Source organism: Paenibacillus sp. FSL K6-0276 (assembly GCF_037977235.1).
Taxonomy (GTDB): Bacteria; Bacillota; Bacilli; order Paenibacillales; family Paenibacillaceae; genus Paenibacillus_AQ.
The window spans coordinates 1,551,543-1,569,883 of sequence record NZ_CP150276.1; the positions used below are offsets into that span (position 1 = coordinate 1,551,543).

An 18,341-nucleotide genomic window follows, 5' to 3' on the forward strand; every position below is an offset into this window, starting at 1 on the left:
TTTCGATGTAAGGTCAATACTAGAGAAGGAAGGTGGTGCAACTGTGGAACAAACGGTTGAAATTATGCTCGTTGATGACCACTCTTTACTAAGAGCCGGTCTCAAGCTGCTCCTTCAAAAACGTTCAAATTACAAAGTAGTGGGAGAGGCCGCTGATGGATTTGAAGCCCTTCGGCTGTATGATGAGCTTAAACCACATGTACTGATCCTGGATATTAGCTTGCCGCGATTGGATGGAATCCAAGTACTGCAGCAAATTAGAGCTAAGTATAAAGAAGCCACGGTAATTGTATTAACGATGCACGAGGATGAGGATTATGTAAATTCCGTTATGCAATCAGGCGCATCCGGCTATATTCCGAAAGTAGCTGTCGATGAGGACTTATATACTGCCATTGATCAAGTTATGGAGGGTAATCTATTTCTTAGGCCGAAAGAAACACAAGCGCTATTAGCTTCTATGCTCAAGAAGAACGTACAGCAAGCAGAGTCACAAGTTTCATATGAAGTATTAAGCCCTCGTGAACGAGAAGTATTAGGCTTCATAGGCCGAGGATATTCACTTGTAGAAATAGCCCAGCATTTGAATCTGAGTATTAAGACAGTGGATACACATAAGACTAGACTTATGAATAAGCTAAATGTCACCAAGAAGAGCGAGCTGGTTGAGTTTGCTATGAAGCATAAGTTGCTTAACGATCAATGAAAAAGGCCGCACTGCACTGTGCGCGGCCTTTTTTGTTGTCTCGCATCTTGTACTTGGAAATAAGATGGTACTTTATATGCCGTTCCCTCAGGCACAACATCTATTAGAATCAAAGCGTTGAATTGGGTGTGCAACTAATCCTAATTTTTTCCAATAGCGAGTTACAGTACTACTCTGTCTACACTGCAATTTCCTGTGAGCATGAAAGAAACACCCAATACTGTATATCTCTTGCGACAGAGTGTAAGCTTAATTGTCATTATAGTCTAGATAGTGCAATGCCAGTGCCTTAAGGGCGGCAGCACTTGTGTATGCGGGGCGTACGCTTGCATATCGTCGTTCTTCTTTTTTTTGATAGCAACATGCTGCCACCATCCTGATGACGTTTCCTGTCTCATCTTTGAAATTACAGCTGTAATAATTAGACGTCCGGTCCTTGCTCGCTGGTTCTTCCATGAGATGAACCCAGTACGCTCTCTCAACGGACACTAGATGTCGAGGGAAAAGAACATATATATTTAAGAAGCTGTGGAAACCTTTAATAACCGTACCAAGTAGCATAGTACGAGAGCTGTTGCACAACTTGCGGAAGGACCGAACCGAAAGGAGAGGGGAAGCCGAATAGCTCAATATAAGGAGATACGTTCCATTGTGCAGGAAGGATTGTGCTATCGACTTTCACCTCCTGAGCAAACGAACTTTACTTCTCTGCAATACGTTAGTCAAGATGGCAGTGAATCTGTTGTTTTCGTATTCAGGCCTGCACAGCATTTTGGTGCTCCAGCTTTTCCAGTGTTGCTGCGTGGATTGAAATCGACGGTTATGTATCGAAACGTGGAAACAGAAGAAGTACGCAGCGGTCAAGGTTGGATGTCGCGAGGCATTCTGCTTCGCTTAACGGGAGATTATGACAGCGCATTAATTAGGCTGAGTCAAGTATGAAAAATATAAGGTAGGGTTACTAGAAAAGCACAGAATAAAAACTGCCCTAGTCACTAAATATAGTGCTAGGACAGTAATTAACACTTCCTCAGAACGTGAATTTATTATTTGCTCTCTGAAAAATTATAAACAGTATTCCTATATTCAGAAGGTGAGGTACCGACCCGTGCTTTAAAAATACGACTAAAATAGCGAGGATCTGTATAGCCAACCATTTCAGAAATTAGCCTGATATCTAAATCTTCCCTTTCTCGAATTAATCGAATGGCGTCATTGATTCTTAAATCTATAAGGTATTTCATCGGAGAGTCACCCGTATATTTTTTGAATACTCTAGTAAGATAAGTGCCATTAAAATTAAAGTGCTTTGACAAATCTTCAACTTTAATATCCTCTGAGAAATGTACCTTAAGATATTCGATCAATTGATTAGCTAATTCCTCATTACTGAAATATTCTAAAGTTCGAGATTGTATTAATTCATGAATAATATTCCATATTTCCTCTTTTATTGATGTTAAACTGTTTGCAGTAAATAATAAAGTATGCAAAACATACTCAACATGAACAGAATTGACAATAGCGTCAAGTTGATAGTGGTGAGTTAGGAGATTTATGATTTGCATCAAATTTTGTTCGACTGTTTTTTGGGGCAACATTCTATTGTCATATTCCTCTAGTATTGAAAAGAGGTCTTTTTTTAAGATATTTAAGTTATTGGAACTCATACTTATTTTAAGTTTATTTTGGATGTTTGGTTCTAAATAGGGTGATATTGGTTTATCTTGTATATTTCCACACGAATATACGACTTTTTTTCCTATAACAAAGTTATTTTCTAATTTCCAACGTATTTTTTGAGAGGTATCAGGAATTTTATCATAGGAAATAGGTTGGTTATTATGGCATATGCTAATGGCTGTGATGTCGATACAGGACTGCAACTTGTGTAGAAATTTATTCGCTAAATGATGTATTTCTTCGTTTGAACTATTCTTGTCTATAGTGAAAACAATATACTTTTGATTAGGACATAGTTCATTGATAAGCCAAACTTGTTGATCACTTCCAAAAACATGAACAAATAATTGATCCCAGTTTATTTTTTCCCATAAAGAAGAAATGCTAGAAACCATGCTACTAGATAGAGAATTATGAAATAAATTACCTAAACCGACAAGAAATAAGACAAAATAATTTTGTTTATAACAAAAAGGCAATGAATGAATATCTTCCATTCCATTCAATGTGGATAATAACATATTAGATTCGTTAGATTTATATATTTTGTTAAGAGACGAATATAATTTTTCTAATAAAACGGTAAGTTCCTCTGCATCGAGAGGTTTTAGAAGATATTCTTTTACACCTAATTTAATCGCTTGTTGCGCATATTCAAAATCACTATAGCCACTTAATATAACAATGTGTAAATTTGGATCTAACTCTTTTAATTCCTTAGTTAATTGCAATCCATTCATAACAGGCATCTGTATATCCGTAAATACAACATCTGGTTTTAATTCTTTATACATATGAAGTGCTTCTAAACCATTCGAGGCAGTTCCTATAACTTGAAAGTTCATTTCTGAATTTGTTATTTCATTTACAGTATCTTGTAGAATAATTGGTTCATCCTCAACGACCAATACAGTGTAAATTCTTGTGTTTGTCATAGTTTACCTCCTATTGTAATAGAAACTCCTCGATCAGGTAATGGTTCAATTTTAAAAATGACATCATCCCCATATAATATTTTTAACCTTGCAAATATGTTAATTAACCCCATACCGTTAATCTGACTATTTGAAATATCACGGTAAATATTGAATTCCGAAAACTTCTTTTGAAGCTCTACTAATTTTTGCTTTGTAATGCCAATGCCATTATCGGAAACTGTAATAAACCAGTTATTTTGATCAATTGTGCCTTGTATATCTATTATCCATGGAGGAGAAATTTCGGTAGCAAATTTTATACTATTTTCTACTAGTGGTTGAATAATTAATCTTGGAATTTCAATGTTATATAATTCTTCAGGAATATTTAATTGGTAGATCAAATTATCCTGAAACCTGATCTTCATAAGGTTTAAATAGTTGTAAGTGTAATCGAGCTCATCTTTGATAAGTACAGGGCTACTACTAGAACTCGACACATAGCGTAGCATAGTTGAAAGATTGGTGCATATGTCTACGATCCCTTTATTGGCAGATTCTTTTCCCATAATTTTGATGATAGCTAACGTATTATATATAAAATGAGGATTCATCTGTGATTGCATGGCAGTAAGACGAGATTGTATTTCAAGTGATCTTGCGGCAACAACAGCATCTAACGAATCTTGCAATTGGTCGCACATTTTAACAAATACATGGTGTAAACCTTCAATTTCAACAATACCGCTATTCATATTCTGAGGAAGATGGATGGGTAACTCATCTAATTTTAGTTTCTTCATATTGGTATGTATTTGTCTGATTGGATTTGACAGTTTTCGAGATAACAAATAATTTATTACCATTGTAAGACATACAGCAATAATACCAATCAAAGATAAAGTGTTACGTAATGCATTAATTGGAGCTAGAAGCTCATCCTCAGGTTCTGTTGCGAGTACCGTCCAACCCGAAAAATCTGACTGAGTTCCAGCAATAATTAGTTTTTCATTATCGATCGTATTTTCATTTTTTAGAATAAATGAGGAATTAGTTGATGGAGTAATTGAAGCAAGGTAATGATCTAAAGACAACTCAGCATTATTTAAAGGATAGATTAATTGCTGATTTGAATCATAGATAATGATTTGTTTAGTATTTTTAGATAATAATTTATTCAAGTTTGTATTAACAATATCAATTATTTCTTGATAGTTGACTTGAGTTTCAATTATTGCAGTAGGTTTAGGATCAGAAACATTCTCAGAAAAAGAGCGATAAAGAGAGACTACTTGTGTATCTTTGCTAGCCCAAGCGGTAACATGTGGAGGAGTAATTAACTTTTTACCGTCCAGCTTAAGGATGTCAGTAATTAGTGATTGATTATCTAATTTACTTGTATCTATTTTGTTTACGAAGTAATTATGACCAAATCCAGCATAATTTCCATTCAGATTTAGAATATTTAGTTGATAATTTTTATAGTGCTGAGGTTCATAAATTAAGGTAGCAAGGTAATTAAATTCTCTTTGTAGCTTATAATCATGCGTCTCAAATAGCTTACTGTCAGTAAAGATAAGACTTTTGGCTTGTTCGGCAAAGAGCACTCTTTTTTGCATAGTGTTCATCTCAGCTAACACCATATCTAATTCCTGAATAGCTGTATTAGATAACTGGGAAAGCGATTCTGTGGCTCTCTCTTCTAATATAGTCGATGTATATTTATAAAATATGACCATGAAAAGAGAAATGGTTACAATCATAATCGTTGTGTAATTTTTAAAAAGTTTAAATTGAATTTTGTTTAGTTTTGACATAAGTTATATTCTCCATAGTTTCATCGGACAAGGACGTTTGTTTTGAGAGTAAAAAAATGCAAGCGCTATCAGTTTATTTGAAATATATGATCCAGTTAATATGCTATAACATGTTACAGCTGTATTCTTGCATGTGCCATATAAATGTGTCAAGTTCTAAAAGTCCACCATGTAGGTTTCTTTTATCTATTCTAGAGAATAAATAATTTGTTTATTGTTTATGTAACGACTTATAACTCATAGTCGATGAAAAGCATTCATAAAAGGGGGACTTTCGAAGTGAAGAAAAATCTACGAACAACTTTTTCAAAAGCATTAACAGGGGTTATGCTTACAAGTCTTGGTTTAAGTTTATTAACAGGCTGTGGTGAAAGTTCTAATACGGGAACTTCGACATCAAATGTAAGCGGTGCCAAAAAAACTGATGTTACACTTTCTGTAATGGCTTCAGCAGGCTGGATTAGAGATGTCGATAAAAAGTTGGCAGAGAAATTTAAAGAACAGACGGGTATTAAGATTGATTTTCAAGAAAATCCTGGTGATCAATATGAGAATGTATTAATGACCAGACTTGCAACTGGAGAAGGTCCCGATATATTTATGGCAGAATCAGGATTATCTTTACTAAAAGTTCAACCAAATAAATATGCTGTAGATTTGTCCAATGAGTCATGGGTTAGTAAGTATCCTGACTATGCGAAGGTTCAGGCTAGTTATGATAATAAAGTTGTAGGTTTTACTACATGGGGAAGAGATTTTAGTGCGATGCTCTACAACACTGAAATTTTTGAAAAATATGATCTGAAAGAACCTACAAGCTATGAAGAATTTAAACAGGTTAGTGAAAAATTGCTTGAGAATGGCATTACACCAGTCTATTTCCCAGGTAAAGAGGAATGGTATAATGCGCAAGCATTCGATGCTGCAGTAAATATTGAATCTAAGGCAACTGGATCTTATGAGAAATTAAATAATAACACTATGAAATATGCAGAATCAGAAGAAGCTTTGAAGTATTTAAGAAATCTAAAAGATAGCGCTGATAATGGATATTTTGGAGAAAACTTCTTATCAGATACTTATGATCAAGGTATTGCAGGTTTGGCAAGTGGTAAATATGCGATGTGGCAAGGGTGGTCTACTTATGTAAATGATATTGAAGCAGCTGGTGGTCCATCGGCTGACAAATTTCTAGCCTTCCCTGCCCCATACGGAGATGATTTGAAAACTTTAGCAATGAACGGAACAGGAATGACGCATCTAATTAACAAGGACAGTAAAAATATTGATGCCGCCAAACAATATTTTGAGTTTTTAGCAGAGCCAGAGAATTTGCAGGAATATTATGATGGTAGACCCGATCTTCTGGAACCGACTTTAGAAGGTGCAACAGCCAATCCTCCAGCAAATTACAAGCATGTCTTAAAAACTGTAAATGATAAAACATTGTTAACCTTGCCTCAGTCTATTTTATATAACGGAGCAGATGGAAGTCTTGGGAAAAATGTACAGAGTATGTTTTTTAATATGATGACACCAGAACAGGTGCTTCAATCCCTTGATGCTGCTAGAGCTAAAATGTTTGATGCAACGAAATAGAAGTTTCTGATTAATGCAGAATCCCTTTTGCGAATAAATTTAGATTTATTTTAACAAAAGGGATTTTGACAATAGGATAAGATACACATAGAAAAGGTGATGGATGGAATGAAAACCAATACTTTTATTCATAAGACTTTGTATCCTAGACGAATGGTGTTTCCAGCATTCATCCTATATACAATTCTCTTCATGATTCCTACTGTAATGGGAATATATTATGCCTTTACAAATTGGAATATATATAGTGATGCTATTCATTTTAATGGACTGGATAACTTTAAAGTTCTCTTCATAGATCAGTCGTTTAAGTACGTGAGACCCATTACAAATACGGTTGTATTTGCTTTCTTTACATCTGTGTTGGAAGCAGTCATCGGTTTATCATTAGCTATTATGCTTAATAGAAAAATATTTGCGCGAAATACACTGCGTTCTATTTTCTTTATGCCACAAGCTATATCGACAATTGTAATCGGTATCATTTTTACGACAATCTTACATCCAACAGGTCTTCTGAATAATTTTCTTGATTTAATCGGACTAGACTTCTTACAGCAAAAATGGTTGACGAATACAGCAACCGCAATGCCTTCTGTTATAGCCGTAGAGGTTTGGCGATATTTTGGACTTAATATGGTTATCTTCTTAGCAGGATTACAAGGCATCGATCAGAGCTATTATGAGGCTGCTCGAATTGACGGAGCGAATAGCTGGCAGCTATTTATAAAGATAACCATTCCGTTTATTATGCCGGCAGTTACGATCAATACCGTTCTAAACATCGTACATGGATTTAGAGCTTTTGATATTGTATATGCTCTAACCAACGGAGGACCAGGCAACGCGACAGAGGTTATTGCTACAATGGTGTACCGCGAATACTCTGCAGGAAACTATGGTTTATCTAATGCGATGAATTTAATTCTACTTATTATGACCACTGTTATATCTGTGTTAGTTAATAGAGCTACTAGTAAGAAGGAGGTGACCCTGTAATGAGTAGAAAAAAAGTGTTTTCTAGCATATTGCAAATCGTATGTTGGGGCTTTTCGCTCGTTGTATTGGTGCCTTTTATTCTCATCTTATTGAATTCACTTAAACCTTCTGCAGAAGCTGCCTTTTTCTCCATGTCGTTTCCTTCAGAAATCAAGTGGGATAATTATGTTAATGCGTTTGTAAAGGGACATGTATTAAGAGGATATTATAACAGTTTGGTTATGTCTTCTGTATCAGCGGTATTAGGTGTTGTCTTTGCTGCTCTTGCTTCTTTTATCATAGTAAGATCGACAAATTTAACGAATAAGCTATTATATGGCTATTTCTTCTTCGGAGTGGTCGCAACTGGCAATATGGTTACGACTACGATGATCATGAGTAAGCTGCATTTAATGAATAGTATAACAGGTGCGATATTGCTTCTTGCTACGCAAGGGATATCCTTTGCAATGCTGTTATTTACTGGATTTATTAAGGGTATACCTAGGGAATTAGATGAGGCTGCTGTTATGGATGGAGCAAAGGCAGAAACTCTATTCTTTAAAATTATTTTTCCACTATTAAAGCCAGTTACAGTTACAGGTTTCATGTTGAATTTCTTGGGTGCGTGGAACGGCTTCGAAACTCAGTTATATATCTTAACGGATAGTAAGAAATGGGGAGCTATTCTATCCATGTATGGCGTATATGGTGAATTCTCGTCACCTTGGTCTAAAGACTGGGGACTTATATCTGCGTATATTGTCTTAACCATCATCCCTGTCCTGATCGTTTATTTAATTGGGCAGAAATATATTATTGAAGGTATGACAGCTGGAGCTGTGAAAGGTTAGTGCACTGTAAGTTAAGTTAGTTATAGCGTTCTAGCAAAGGCCTACGATTTTCGAAAAATACTTATGAATGTGAGGGATGTTGGAATGAGTAAGTTTGTTCCTAGAAAAATATTACACTTGATTCTGTGTTTTTCATTGATTATAGGCTCCTTCGTTGGCGCTATTCAAAATGTAAGCGCGAACGGCTTGGAGGGGAACATTTACAAAACGTTTTTTGTATCTACAACAGGCAACGATGATAATGATGGGTCTTATGAACACCCGTATCTGACCATTGCAAAAGCTCAACAAGCTGTTCGTGACATCAATACAGCTATGACTGGCGATATTTATGTTTATGTTGCGCCGGGCAATTATTACATCCATGACTCGTTGAAATTCGACGAGCGGGATTCAGGTTTTAATGGGCACCAGGTCTTGTATAGAAGCCTCGGAGCTCCTGGAAGCGTGCATTTAATTGGGGGAGACCCTGTTACAGGCGGTTGGGTACAGACGACTGCTTCCGATGTGGGTGGTACGGATTATTTAAGTGAGTTGTCATCTTCTGCGGAGGGCAAAGTGTATAAAGTTCAACTTGATCCCAAAAGATACAATTTTAACCAACTTTATATTGGCTCCCAAGGAGATGTTGGCTTCGAAAAAGCCACCATGGCTCGTTTTCCCAACAAGGTGGAGGATCCTAAGTTCCAAGCGTGGAACGGCCCATATTTATTTTCAACTAACGGTTCAAACAAAGATATGGGTTACAAAGCAGGCGACCTGACTCCGGAGCATAAAAAGGCTTTGCAAGATGCTCAGGCAAGTGGCAGGTCTGAAATTGCTCAACTTTTCGTTTTTGACTGCGGAGGAAGTGCTTTTGAGTCTAACATTCTTCCTATTAATCGGATCGATACAACAAATAGTAAATTGTATTCGCCGTACGATCCTAAGCATCCCGAAATGTATATTACTAAATACAACATTAATGAAAATGGGCGTTATTTCTTACAAGGAAACATTTCATTTCTGGATTCACCCGGCGAGTACTACTATGATAAAGTCACAGGTTGGCTTTATTACTATCCGACAGACGCTGACCATGTTGCAGGCGTCGAGGATATGAACAACTTGAATGTTGTCGTTCCGACGACGAAAGAAATTATTCGTTTGCAGGGAACGGATAAACCCGCAATTTCGGATTGGGGCAAAACTCCGGATTCTACAAAACAAGTTAGCAACATCACTTTTGATGGATTTACGCTCGAAGTGACAGAATCAGATAATTATATCGTAGATGGTTGGAGCTACGGTGAAACTTGGTATGCTGGCGGTACGGCAATTCCATTCGCACCACCAGAGGCACAAGGCAGCACACAGCCATATTATTCTGATTATTCTGTTCGTCCCGCATATATGTATGGCGGATTTACATTGATCAATACCAACCATATCACGATTCAAAACACTCGTATTACCAATATGGGATTGTTTGGAATCATCGTTTGGCGTGATAACACATACAATACATTCCAAAATCTTGCTATAGATAACACTGGAATGGGCGGCATTAACACGGATGGCGGTTATCCGGGTGTTGGTAAATACAACAACAACCACACCTTCTACAATCTGTCCATTCACCATGTTGGACAAATCGATGCTTTTGGTGCTGGATTGCAAGTGATGAATACAGGTTTTAGCAATTTTAAGAACCTCGAAATTTACTATGCTCCTAGGCGTGCAATTTCGTTTGTTGGTCAAGCACAGACGATGCCTAGTGCTAGTCCAAATTTTGACCCGGTGAGGGACGTATATAACTACGGCAACCGATTTGAATATATTTATGTTCATGATGCGGAACAAGATACCGCTGAGGATAGCGCTATATTCATTGGAGCTCTATTCAAAGGCAATGATGTACAGAGAAAATACGGCACAAAAGACCCGTCAAAGGCTATTAATCCAGATACAGGACAAGCATATGGTGGTTTAAAGGCGGGGAACATCTTTAATCAGATTGTAACTTCGGAGATTGGTAGTGCACCTGACGTTCGCGATATGAATACGGTTCATGGTATGGACTTGGCTATGGGCGCTACAGGTACTTATCTTTCTAATATTGAAGGAGTTAACAATCAAAGTGCTAATTTACGTATTGAACCGACTCAAAATGGTGATGTATTTTATGTCGATAACGTAAACAGCGATTATCCATCATCTGCGTATAATCCACTCCCGTATTACAAGTTCGATAATTCGAAGATGGATTATGCCCGTATCGGTATCAATCGTCAAGATTTTCCGTTTACTTCAGAATTGTATAATCCGACACCGCCGGGAATTCAATTGGACAGCTATTTCTCGGATGACTTTGAGGGCGGAAAGATTGACATATCCAAATGGTCTAATGAAAAAGGAACTCCGGTCGTTTCCAGCGCTTTTAGAGCTGAAGGTCCGTTTGATGGTAATTACTCTCTATTCATCAACGGTGGCGGTGCGGGAAATTCGGACGGTGTTGTATTAAGCAGAACATTCAGCAACGACTTAAACAAAACCGTAACCGGCTGGTTCTTTGATAAACGCCGTGATTATGCTAATCATGACTACAACGAAGGCTTGAACAACTCAGATGTGATGGTTCAATCCTATATGAGGGTGGATGACAATACTTCTGCCAACCATGTTGGGTTAGGAATTAACGGTCATAAGAGCAAGGACTATTTCAGTTATATTGATGGTACTACTGAAAAGTTAACGAACATACCACGTAGCTTTGGTTGGCATCAGTATAAGTTTGATTACTCGACACCTGGTCAAGTTCATCTTTATATTGATGATGAGCCTGTAGCAACCCTTGATAGAAAATCTTTTAATTATATTGGAATGGGGAATTACGACAGCATTGGCACTCCTGGCAAGAACACAGGTATGTCCTATTTCGATGATATCGATGTGTACGGCGGTGTAGACGCTCCACCAGTGCAGCCTCCTCAATCGCAGCCGGATTCAATACCGCCATATACGCCACCGGCACCACCTACTTCGATCCTCGACTGGGATTTTGAAAGCGGCAGTATGCCAGTAGGTGAGATTGCAAGTACGAATGACGGACAGACTGCAACATTCAGTACGTATGGTTTTACAACGTTCTGGGGATCTAATCCGAATTTGAAAGTTGTAGCGAACCCAAAGGCAGATGCGATAAACAATAGCAATCATATGATGATCGTAAATAATGAGTCCTCACAGTATTATGAGGCAGCGCCTACAAAGGATTGGAGCAATTACACGCTTACGTTAAAATTTGCGCTTGCAAGCGAATATAAAGATACTGAGCATCCTTTACGTTTCTTTGTTTATACTCAGCCGATCTTTAAACCTGGTAACATGACATACCAACCAGCCGGATACAATGTTGCTTTTAATAAAGGCAGTAACAAAATGGAGTTATACCGTGCTGACCAAAATGCTAATGGAACCCATAGCAACACGCCAATTGTTGGATCAACAACAGCTGATTTGCCTGCTAACCTATTCAATGCAGTTACGGACAAAGGCAGTTGGCATACCTTGTCCATCACAGTAGGTGAAGGTACCGTATCTGCAACACTTGATGGAAATACCACGGTTACAGGGCAGGATTCAACCTATACAAGCGGCTTCTTTGGTTTTATTCCTTGGGATGGTGGCAATGCAAAGTTTAACTTATGCTTAGACGATATTAGTATAAATACCAATTCGCCGAATATGGTGTACGATGCGAATCTCAAGCTGGGTAACGCAAAGCTCAACGGGGATTTCAATCCTATGTATACATCCTATCAGGCGTCAATAGTAAACAAGGAAGAGCCGGTTACATTGGTTAAGCCATCTTCAGACAATGGCGCAACATTCTCTATTCTACTGAATGGTGCAGATATTACGAGCATGTTCGAAGATACGGCACCGATGCTGGATACAGAAATGCCGGAGGATACGGCACCGATGCTGGATATAGAAATGCCAGAGGATACGGCACCGATGCTGGATATAGTAATGCCGGAGGATACGGCAATACCAGAGGATATGGTGACACCAGAGGATACGGGAATGCCACAGAATATGGTAGCGCCGCAGAGTACGGCAACACCGCAGCCACTGCCTTTAATTTACGGTCCGAACAAGCTTACAATCGTTCAGAAATCAAAAGACGGTGGAATTACTAACTATGTCGTTGACATTTACAAGCCGTATAAATCGGTGAAAATTGAGGAAGTTTCACCGATTTCCGTAGAGGTCGGCACACAGCCAACACTTCCGGCAACGGTTGCGGTAACATTTGACGGCGGCATCCCCCAACAAATTCCGGTGAAGTGGAATAAGCTGAACAATCAAATTCTTAATACCCCGGGAACATACATGGTTAATGGTTCATTGGAGGGAATGTATGAGAAAACGACCATCACCGTCTATATTAACGGCGTAACGTCAATCGGCTCATTATCTCCAGTATCAACAAGGATTGGGGAAGCGCCTGTATTACCTACATCAGTTTCGGTGCAAATGATGGAGAATGGTCAGGACGTAAGTACGACATTACCGATTACTTTTGATAATATTGACCCTTCTTCATATTCAAAAGCAGGAACATTTATAGTTGTTGCCTATGTTGATGGAACTAGTACTACTAGATTGCAAGAGGTTGTTGTCTCAGACAAAGTGGCTCAGGACAAGACGCTTGTGAGCATAACAACACCTGCACCAATTACAGGAGTAAAGAACGGAACAGCCAAGACAGCAGAAGCTCTTGGATTGCCTGCTACAGTAGAATTGGTTACCGATGCGGGCAAAGTGATTGCTAGTGTGACCTGGGATGTAGGTGCTTCAAGCTATGATCCAGCGAAAAAGGCAGCACAAAACTTCACTGTAGATGGAATAGTAACGTTGCCTATAGGTGTGGGAAATCCAAACAAAGTAGACTTGACGACTAGTATCGGTGTAACTGTAAAAGCAGGCACGACGCCAACGCCGGAACCAACACCAGATCCAACACCAGATCCAACAGCAACACCAGGTCCAACAGCAACACCAGATCCTAAGCCTACGCCAAAACCAGAAGATGATAAAAAGCCAACTAAGCCAACAGATCCAGTAAAACCAACTGAGCCAGAGACTCCAAAAGTAGATCTGTCTGATATTTCAGATCACTGGGCTAAGGCTTCTATTGCAAAAGCAGTTGAACTTGGTTTTGTAAGTGGTTACGAAAATGGAACTTTCAGACCGAATGGTACTGTAACACGTGGTGAATTTGCAACCATGTTAGCTAGAGCACTGAAATTGGATTCTGTTGATTCTGAGTTTAGTTTTACGGATCAAGGCCAAACACCAGTATGGGCTCAGCCATTCATTCAAGCACTTTCTAAAGCAGGTTTCATTTCTGGATATGAAGATGGTACATTCAGTGCGAATAATAAAATAACTAGAAGTGAATTAGTCGTTCTTATTGTTCGTGCACTTGGTCTTGAAGTGAATCCAAAGGCAACACTTGCGTTTGTTGATGCAGATCAAACTCCAGCATGGGCAAAACCTTATGTAGCAACAGCAGCTAAAGCAGGTTTGATTAAGGGGAATGGGAATGGCAAATTTAATCCGAATGCCTCTTCAACCAGAGCTGAAGCAGTCACTTTGATATTAGCTATGCTAAACACTAAATAACGAACGCTTTGGTACGACGCACCGTCCTATATTGGCGGTGCGTTGTTATAACTTTAACTTTTCATGAGGACAATTTCAGGAGGAAAAGATAATGATATTGGAAAATAAACGAATGCGGGAAAGCTTTGACCAGAACTGGATGTTCCATTTAGGTGATCTACCTATCATGCATGCTGTAAAAGGAGGGATGACAGGTGGGTTAACTGACTGCGAGCAGATAGCTGAAGGGGAATGGCTGAAGATCGCTTATTTTGATGAAAGAGAACAGTCTGTCATGAACGATCGGGAGTGGAAGAGTATCGATCTTCCACATGACTGGTGCGTGGAAGGGAATTACGTAAATGACGGGGGTAAAGTCAAACATCATAAGAGCCACGGTTATCTCCCTGTTGGAATTGGATGTTATCGTAAAGTTTTCGAGATTCCTATGGAAGATTTGGGGAAGAAACTATCGATTGAGTTTGATGGTGTCATGCGAAACTGTACCGTATGGGTTAACGGGCATTTATTGGGAACTCATCAAAGTGGGTATACAGGCTTCTGTTATGACATTACGGATATTGCGCGTTACGGCGATGAAGGGAAGAATGTCATTTTCGTAAAAGTTGATGCTCGTGATTATGAGGGCTGGTGGTATGAAGGATGTGGGATTTACCGCCATGTATGGCTAGATAAGACGGACAGACTTCACGTAGGAAGACATGGAACTTATGTGACCACGCCCGTAGTAGGCAAAGATGAGGCCACGGTTAACGTATCAACAAACGTACATAACGAACATCCTCATGTCGTGAATTGTATAATCAAGACTTTAATCGAGGACGGAACGGGTCAAGTGGTCGCTACCAGCTCAGAGAACATAACCATTCAAGGAGACAGTCAAACCGATGTTGAAACTGTAATGACATTGATGGAGCCCATGCTCTGGTCGCCTGAGAAGCCTTACCTTTACGAAGTGATTACGGAAGTTTATGACGCTAATGAGCGAGATGTAATGGATGTTTATAGGACTCCATTGGGCGTGCGAACGATAGAGTTTACCACGGATAGGGGATTTTACTTAAATGGTGAACAGTATTTGATCAAAGGAACTTGCAACCATCAGGATTTCGCTGGCGTAGGAGTTGCTCTGCCTGACCAAGTAACCGAATATAAAATCAAACTTCTCAAAAGTATGGGGTGCAATGCATACAGATGCGCTCACCACGCTCCTTCACCTGAGCTCCTGGATCTATGCGACAGAATGGGTATGCTCGTGATGGATGAGAACAGGAAACTGGATATATCTCCGGACGGGATCGCAGATCTGAAAGAGATCCTTTATCGAGATCGAAACCACCCTTCCATCATTTTGTGGAGCATGGAGAACGAGGAAATATTAGAAGGCACGATTATGGGAGCGAGAATGCTTGAAACGATGTCACGAATTACACGTGCCATTGATCCTACTCGCCTTACTATTGCATGCATGAATCACGGGTGGAATGATGGAGGATACAGTAATTCTGTAGATATAACCGGATATAACTATGGCCAAAGAGAAGATCAATATCTTATCGATCATGAACAATTTCCAGAGCGGATCATGATCGGGAGCGAGAGTACGAGCTGTACGACGACACGTGGAATCTATGAGAATGATGATGTTAAAGGATACTGTTCTTCCTATGGAGATCAGATACCGGAGTGGTCATGTTCGCATGAGAAATCATGGCAGGATGTGGTGAATCACCCTCATTTGACGGGCATATTCGTTTGGACTGGATTCGATTACAGAGGAGAACCAACACCTTATGAATGGCCGTGCATCGGGTCTCACTTCGGGATCATGGATTACTGCGGATTCCCTAAGGATGCGTATTATTACTATAAAGCCGCTTGGACGGAAGAACCGATGGTGCACATTATGCCTCACTGGAACTGGCAGGACAAAATCGGTGAAGAGATTGATGTATGGGCGTATAGCAATTGCGAGACTGTAGAGTTGGTACTTAACGGTCATAGTCTGGGTGAGAAGAGCGTGGATCGAAATTCACGAATGGAGTGGAAAGTCTGCTACGCTCCCGGTGAATTGATAGCGATAGGGAAAATAGCCGGAAAGGAAATCACGAGAAAGGTTGTGGCTACAACAGGAACTCCTGATCGTATTCGTTTGGAGCTGGATAAAAACGAAGTGAAAGCGAATGGTACGGATATTGCTATGATTAAAGTTTCTATACTGGATGCTTCTGGTGAAGTTGTTCCTATGGCAGATAACGAGGTTATGTTCACAATCGAAGGTCCAGGCAAAATTATCGGTGTTGGAAATGGTGATCCAAGCAGTCACGAACCTGATAAAGCGAATCGTAGACGAGCATTCAACGGACATTGTTTAGCGATAGTTCAGGCTAACAAGGAACCGGGAGATATTGTGATAAGAGCAACTTCGGTTTCTCTTCAAGCTGCCGTGGCAGTAATACGAGTGGAATAAAATTGATATCCGATTTGTCCCTGGCACTTAGTGCCAGGGAGTCACGATACGATTAGAGATAGAGCGGGTACAAATCGAACTAAAAAAATAACAGGAGGTCCTTCTTTTGTTGAATATTGGTGTTATTGGATACGGCGTGCGGATCGACATGCTGATGGATGATTTGTTCGCGCTACCTTATGAAATCCAGATCAAGGCAGTAGCCGATCCCGACCATGAGCGCGTGCGGGCTTTAATGAAGAAAGACGGCTCCAAAGAATCGATGCACCAAATGGGAATCGATAAAATCGACGGACTTTTGCGCAGCTGCGAGATGAATCCGGATACTATTACCTTTTATACGGATGCGGACGAAATGCTGGACAACGAAAAACTGGACGGCGTGATCGTAGGTACGAACTGCAACATGCATACTTATTTCGCCAAAAAGGTGCTGGATCGCAATCTGCCGTTGTTTTTGGAAAAACCGGTTGCGACTACGATGGAGGATCTGAGAACGTTAGCCGAATGCGAAGCGAAAGCAACGGCTCCCACAGTTGTTTCCTTCCCGTTACGCGTTACACCGCTGGTGCAGGAGGTCAAGCGTATTCTGGATGCCGGCACGATTGGCAAGGTTGAGCATGTACAGGCGTTCAACGATGTTCCTTATGGATTTGTTTATTTCCACGACTGGTATCGAGATGAATCCGCTTCTAAGGGGCTTTTCCTGCAAAAGGCAACGCATGATATCGACGTCATCAACTATTTGCTGGGTGAAGAACCCGTGAACGTTTGTGCCATGAAATCTAAACAAATTTACAAAGGTGACATGCCTGCCGGCCTTCGATGCAGCGAATGTGACAAATGGGAAACCTGTATGGACAGCACTTACAATATCACTTATGTGCGCAATGACACTCCGCGTAACGACTATTGCAGCTTTGCGGTAGACACCGGTAACGAAGACTCCGGCAGCATGATTGTGAAATACGAAAGCGGCATGCACGTCATGTATTCGCAGAACTTCTTTGCCCGCAAAGGGGCTGCGCGCCGAGGGGCTAGGTTATATGGCTATAAGGGCACCGTGGAATTCAATTTCGCCACCAATGAAATCAAAGTATTTGACCATATGAGTGATAAAGTAACCACTGTGCGTCTCGATGATCAAGGCTCGCGTCATGGCGGCGGTGATATTGTACTCATGCGGAATTTTGTACACCTGATGCAGGGCAGAACCACCGAATCGGTCGCCCCTTTGAAAGACGGGATTCGCAGCGCCCTTGTATGTCTGCAAGCCAAAGCGTTTTCCGAAAGCGATAAATTTTATTCCGTTACGTTTTAATTGGTAGAAGTCGAAGTCAAATCGTGATCCTAATGCACAAGGCAGATAAGGAATATACCTTATCTGCCTTTATTAACGAACTAATCTAACTTAATCGGCCGATACAATTCGACGATTTCTTCTAGCCTTTTGGTTCAAAAAGTCCACCAAGTAAGTTTCTTTTCTCTATTCTAGCGAATAAACAATTCGGATACTATTTATAGAGTGAATTAATTAAATATAGCCAGAAATAGGAATTTTTTTTGTAATAAAATGAAAGCGATTACAAGTAAAAAGGGAGGGATCCGGTAACTGATTTAAGCGATGAGAGGAGGTGGTGTATA

At 39.8% G+C, this 18,341-nt stretch carries 10 protein-coding genes; 8 read left to right on the top strand and 2 right to left on the bottom strand.

Annotated features, from left to right (window positions below):
* The first annotated feature begins 43 nt into the window (after positions 1 to 43).
* The gene (locus tag MHH52_RS07100) at positions 44 to 706 is read left to right on the top strand and encodes a response regulator transcription factor (RefSeq protein ID WP_313639688.1); all 663 of its coding nucleotides are present in this window, start codon (positions 44 to 46) and stop codon (positions 704 to 706) included.
* Positions 707 to 1,357: 651 nt separating this feature from the next.
* Positions 1,358 to 1,648 carry a GH36 C-terminal domain-containing protein gene (locus MHH52_RS07105; RefSeq protein WP_313639687.1) on the top strand — a complete coding sequence of 97 codons (291 nt, stop codon included), beginning with the start codon at positions 1,358 to 1,360 and terminating at the stop codon, positions 1,646 to 1,648.
* Between the two features lie 104 nt (positions 1,649 to 1,752).
* Here the strand turns inward: MHH52_RS07105 and MHH52_RS07110 are convergent, their stop codons facing one another.
* Together MHH52_RS07110 and MHH52_RS07115 are read right to left on the bottom strand one after the other, a co-directional pair.
* On the bottom strand, positions 1,753 to 3,324 hold the full coding sequence (locus MHH52_RS07110; RefSeq protein ID WP_340007545.1) for a response regulator: 1,572 nt from the start codon (positions 3,322 to 3,324) through the stop codon (positions 1,753 to 1,755).
* Positions 3,321 to 5,123, bottom strand: a complete 1,803-nt coding sequence (locus MHH52_RS07115; RefSeq protein ID WP_313639685.1) for a histidine kinase — start codon at positions 5,121 to 5,123, stop codon at positions 3,321 to 3,323. The genes MHH52_RS07110 and MHH52_RS07115 overlap by 4 nt, the downstream gene beginning before the upstream one ends.
* A gap of 279 nt (positions 5,124 to 5,402) precedes the next feature.
* Here MHH52_RS07115 and MHH52_RS07120 point away from each other — a divergent pair, with 279 nt between their 5' ends.
* The 6 genes from MHH52_RS07120 (at position 5,403) to MHH52_RS07145 (ending at position 18,018) form a co-directional block, all read left to right on the top strand.
* The gene (locus MHH52_RS07120; RefSeq protein ID WP_188114498.1) at positions 5,403 to 6,722 is read left to right on the top strand and encodes an ABC transporter substrate-binding protein; all 1,320 of its coding nucleotides are present in this window, start codon (positions 5,403 to 5,405) and stop codon (positions 6,720 to 6,722) included.
* A gap of 108 nt (positions 6,723 to 6,830) precedes the next feature.
* The gene (locus tag MHH52_RS07125; RefSeq protein WP_313639683.1) at positions 6,831 to 7,721 is read left to right on the top strand and encodes a sugar ABC transporter permease; all 891 of its coding nucleotides are present in this window, start codon (positions 6,831 to 6,833) and stop codon (positions 7,719 to 7,721) included.
* Positions 7,721 to 8,554, top strand: a complete 834-nt coding sequence (locus tag MHH52_RS07130) for a carbohydrate ABC transporter permease (protein ID WP_340007552.1) — start codon at positions 7,721 to 7,723, stop codon at positions 8,552 to 8,554. Before MHH52_RS07125 ends, MHH52_RS07130 begins: the two co-directional genes overlap by 1 nt.
* 84 nt (positions 8,555 to 8,638) lie before the next feature.
* On the top strand, positions 8,639 to 14,227 hold the full coding sequence (locus MHH52_RS07135) for an S-layer homology domain-containing protein (protein ID WP_340007554.1): 5,589 nt from the start codon (positions 8,639 to 8,641) through the stop codon (positions 14,225 to 14,227).
* Between the two features lie 91 nt (positions 14,228 to 14,318).
* Complete coding sequence (gene galA, locus MHH52_RS07140) at positions 14,319 to 16,697, top strand: beta-galactosidase GalA (protein WP_340007556.1); 2,379 nt, start codon at positions 14,319 to 14,321, stop codon at positions 16,695 to 16,697.
* Positions 16,698 to 16,803: 106 nt separating this feature from the next.
* Positions 16,804 to 18,018: a Gfo/Idh/MocA family oxidoreductase gene (locus tag MHH52_RS07145; protein WP_340007558.1), complete on the top strand. Its 1,215-nt coding sequence runs from the start codon at positions 16,804 to 16,806 to the stop codon at positions 18,016 to 18,018.
* The last annotated feature ends 323 nt before the right edge of the window (positions 18,019 to 18,341 follow it).

Coding starts and splice junctions, on each gene's coding strand:
- MHH52_RS07125 (WP_313639683.1), top strand. CDS start 6,831: ATGAAAACCAATACTTTTATTCATAAGACTTTGTATCCTAGACGAATG.
- MHH52_RS07130 (WP_340007552.1), top strand. CDS start 7,721: ATGAGTAGAAAAAAAGTGTTTTCTAGCATATTGCAAATCGTATGTTGG.
- MHH52_RS07110 (WP_340007545.1), bottom strand. CDS start 3,324: ATGACAAACACAAGAATTTACACTGTATTGGTCGTTGAGGATGAACCA.
- galA (WP_340007556.1), top strand. CDS start 14,319: ATGATATTGGAAAATAAACGAATGCGGGAAAGCTTTGACCAGAACTGG.
- MHH52_RS07115 (WP_313639685.1), bottom strand. CDS start 5,123: ATGTCAAAACTAAACAAAATTCAATTTAAACTTTTTAAAAATTACACA.
- MHH52_RS07135 (WP_340007554.1), top strand. CDS start 8,639: ATGAGTAAGTTTGTTCCTAGAAAAATATTACACTTGATTCTGTGTTTT.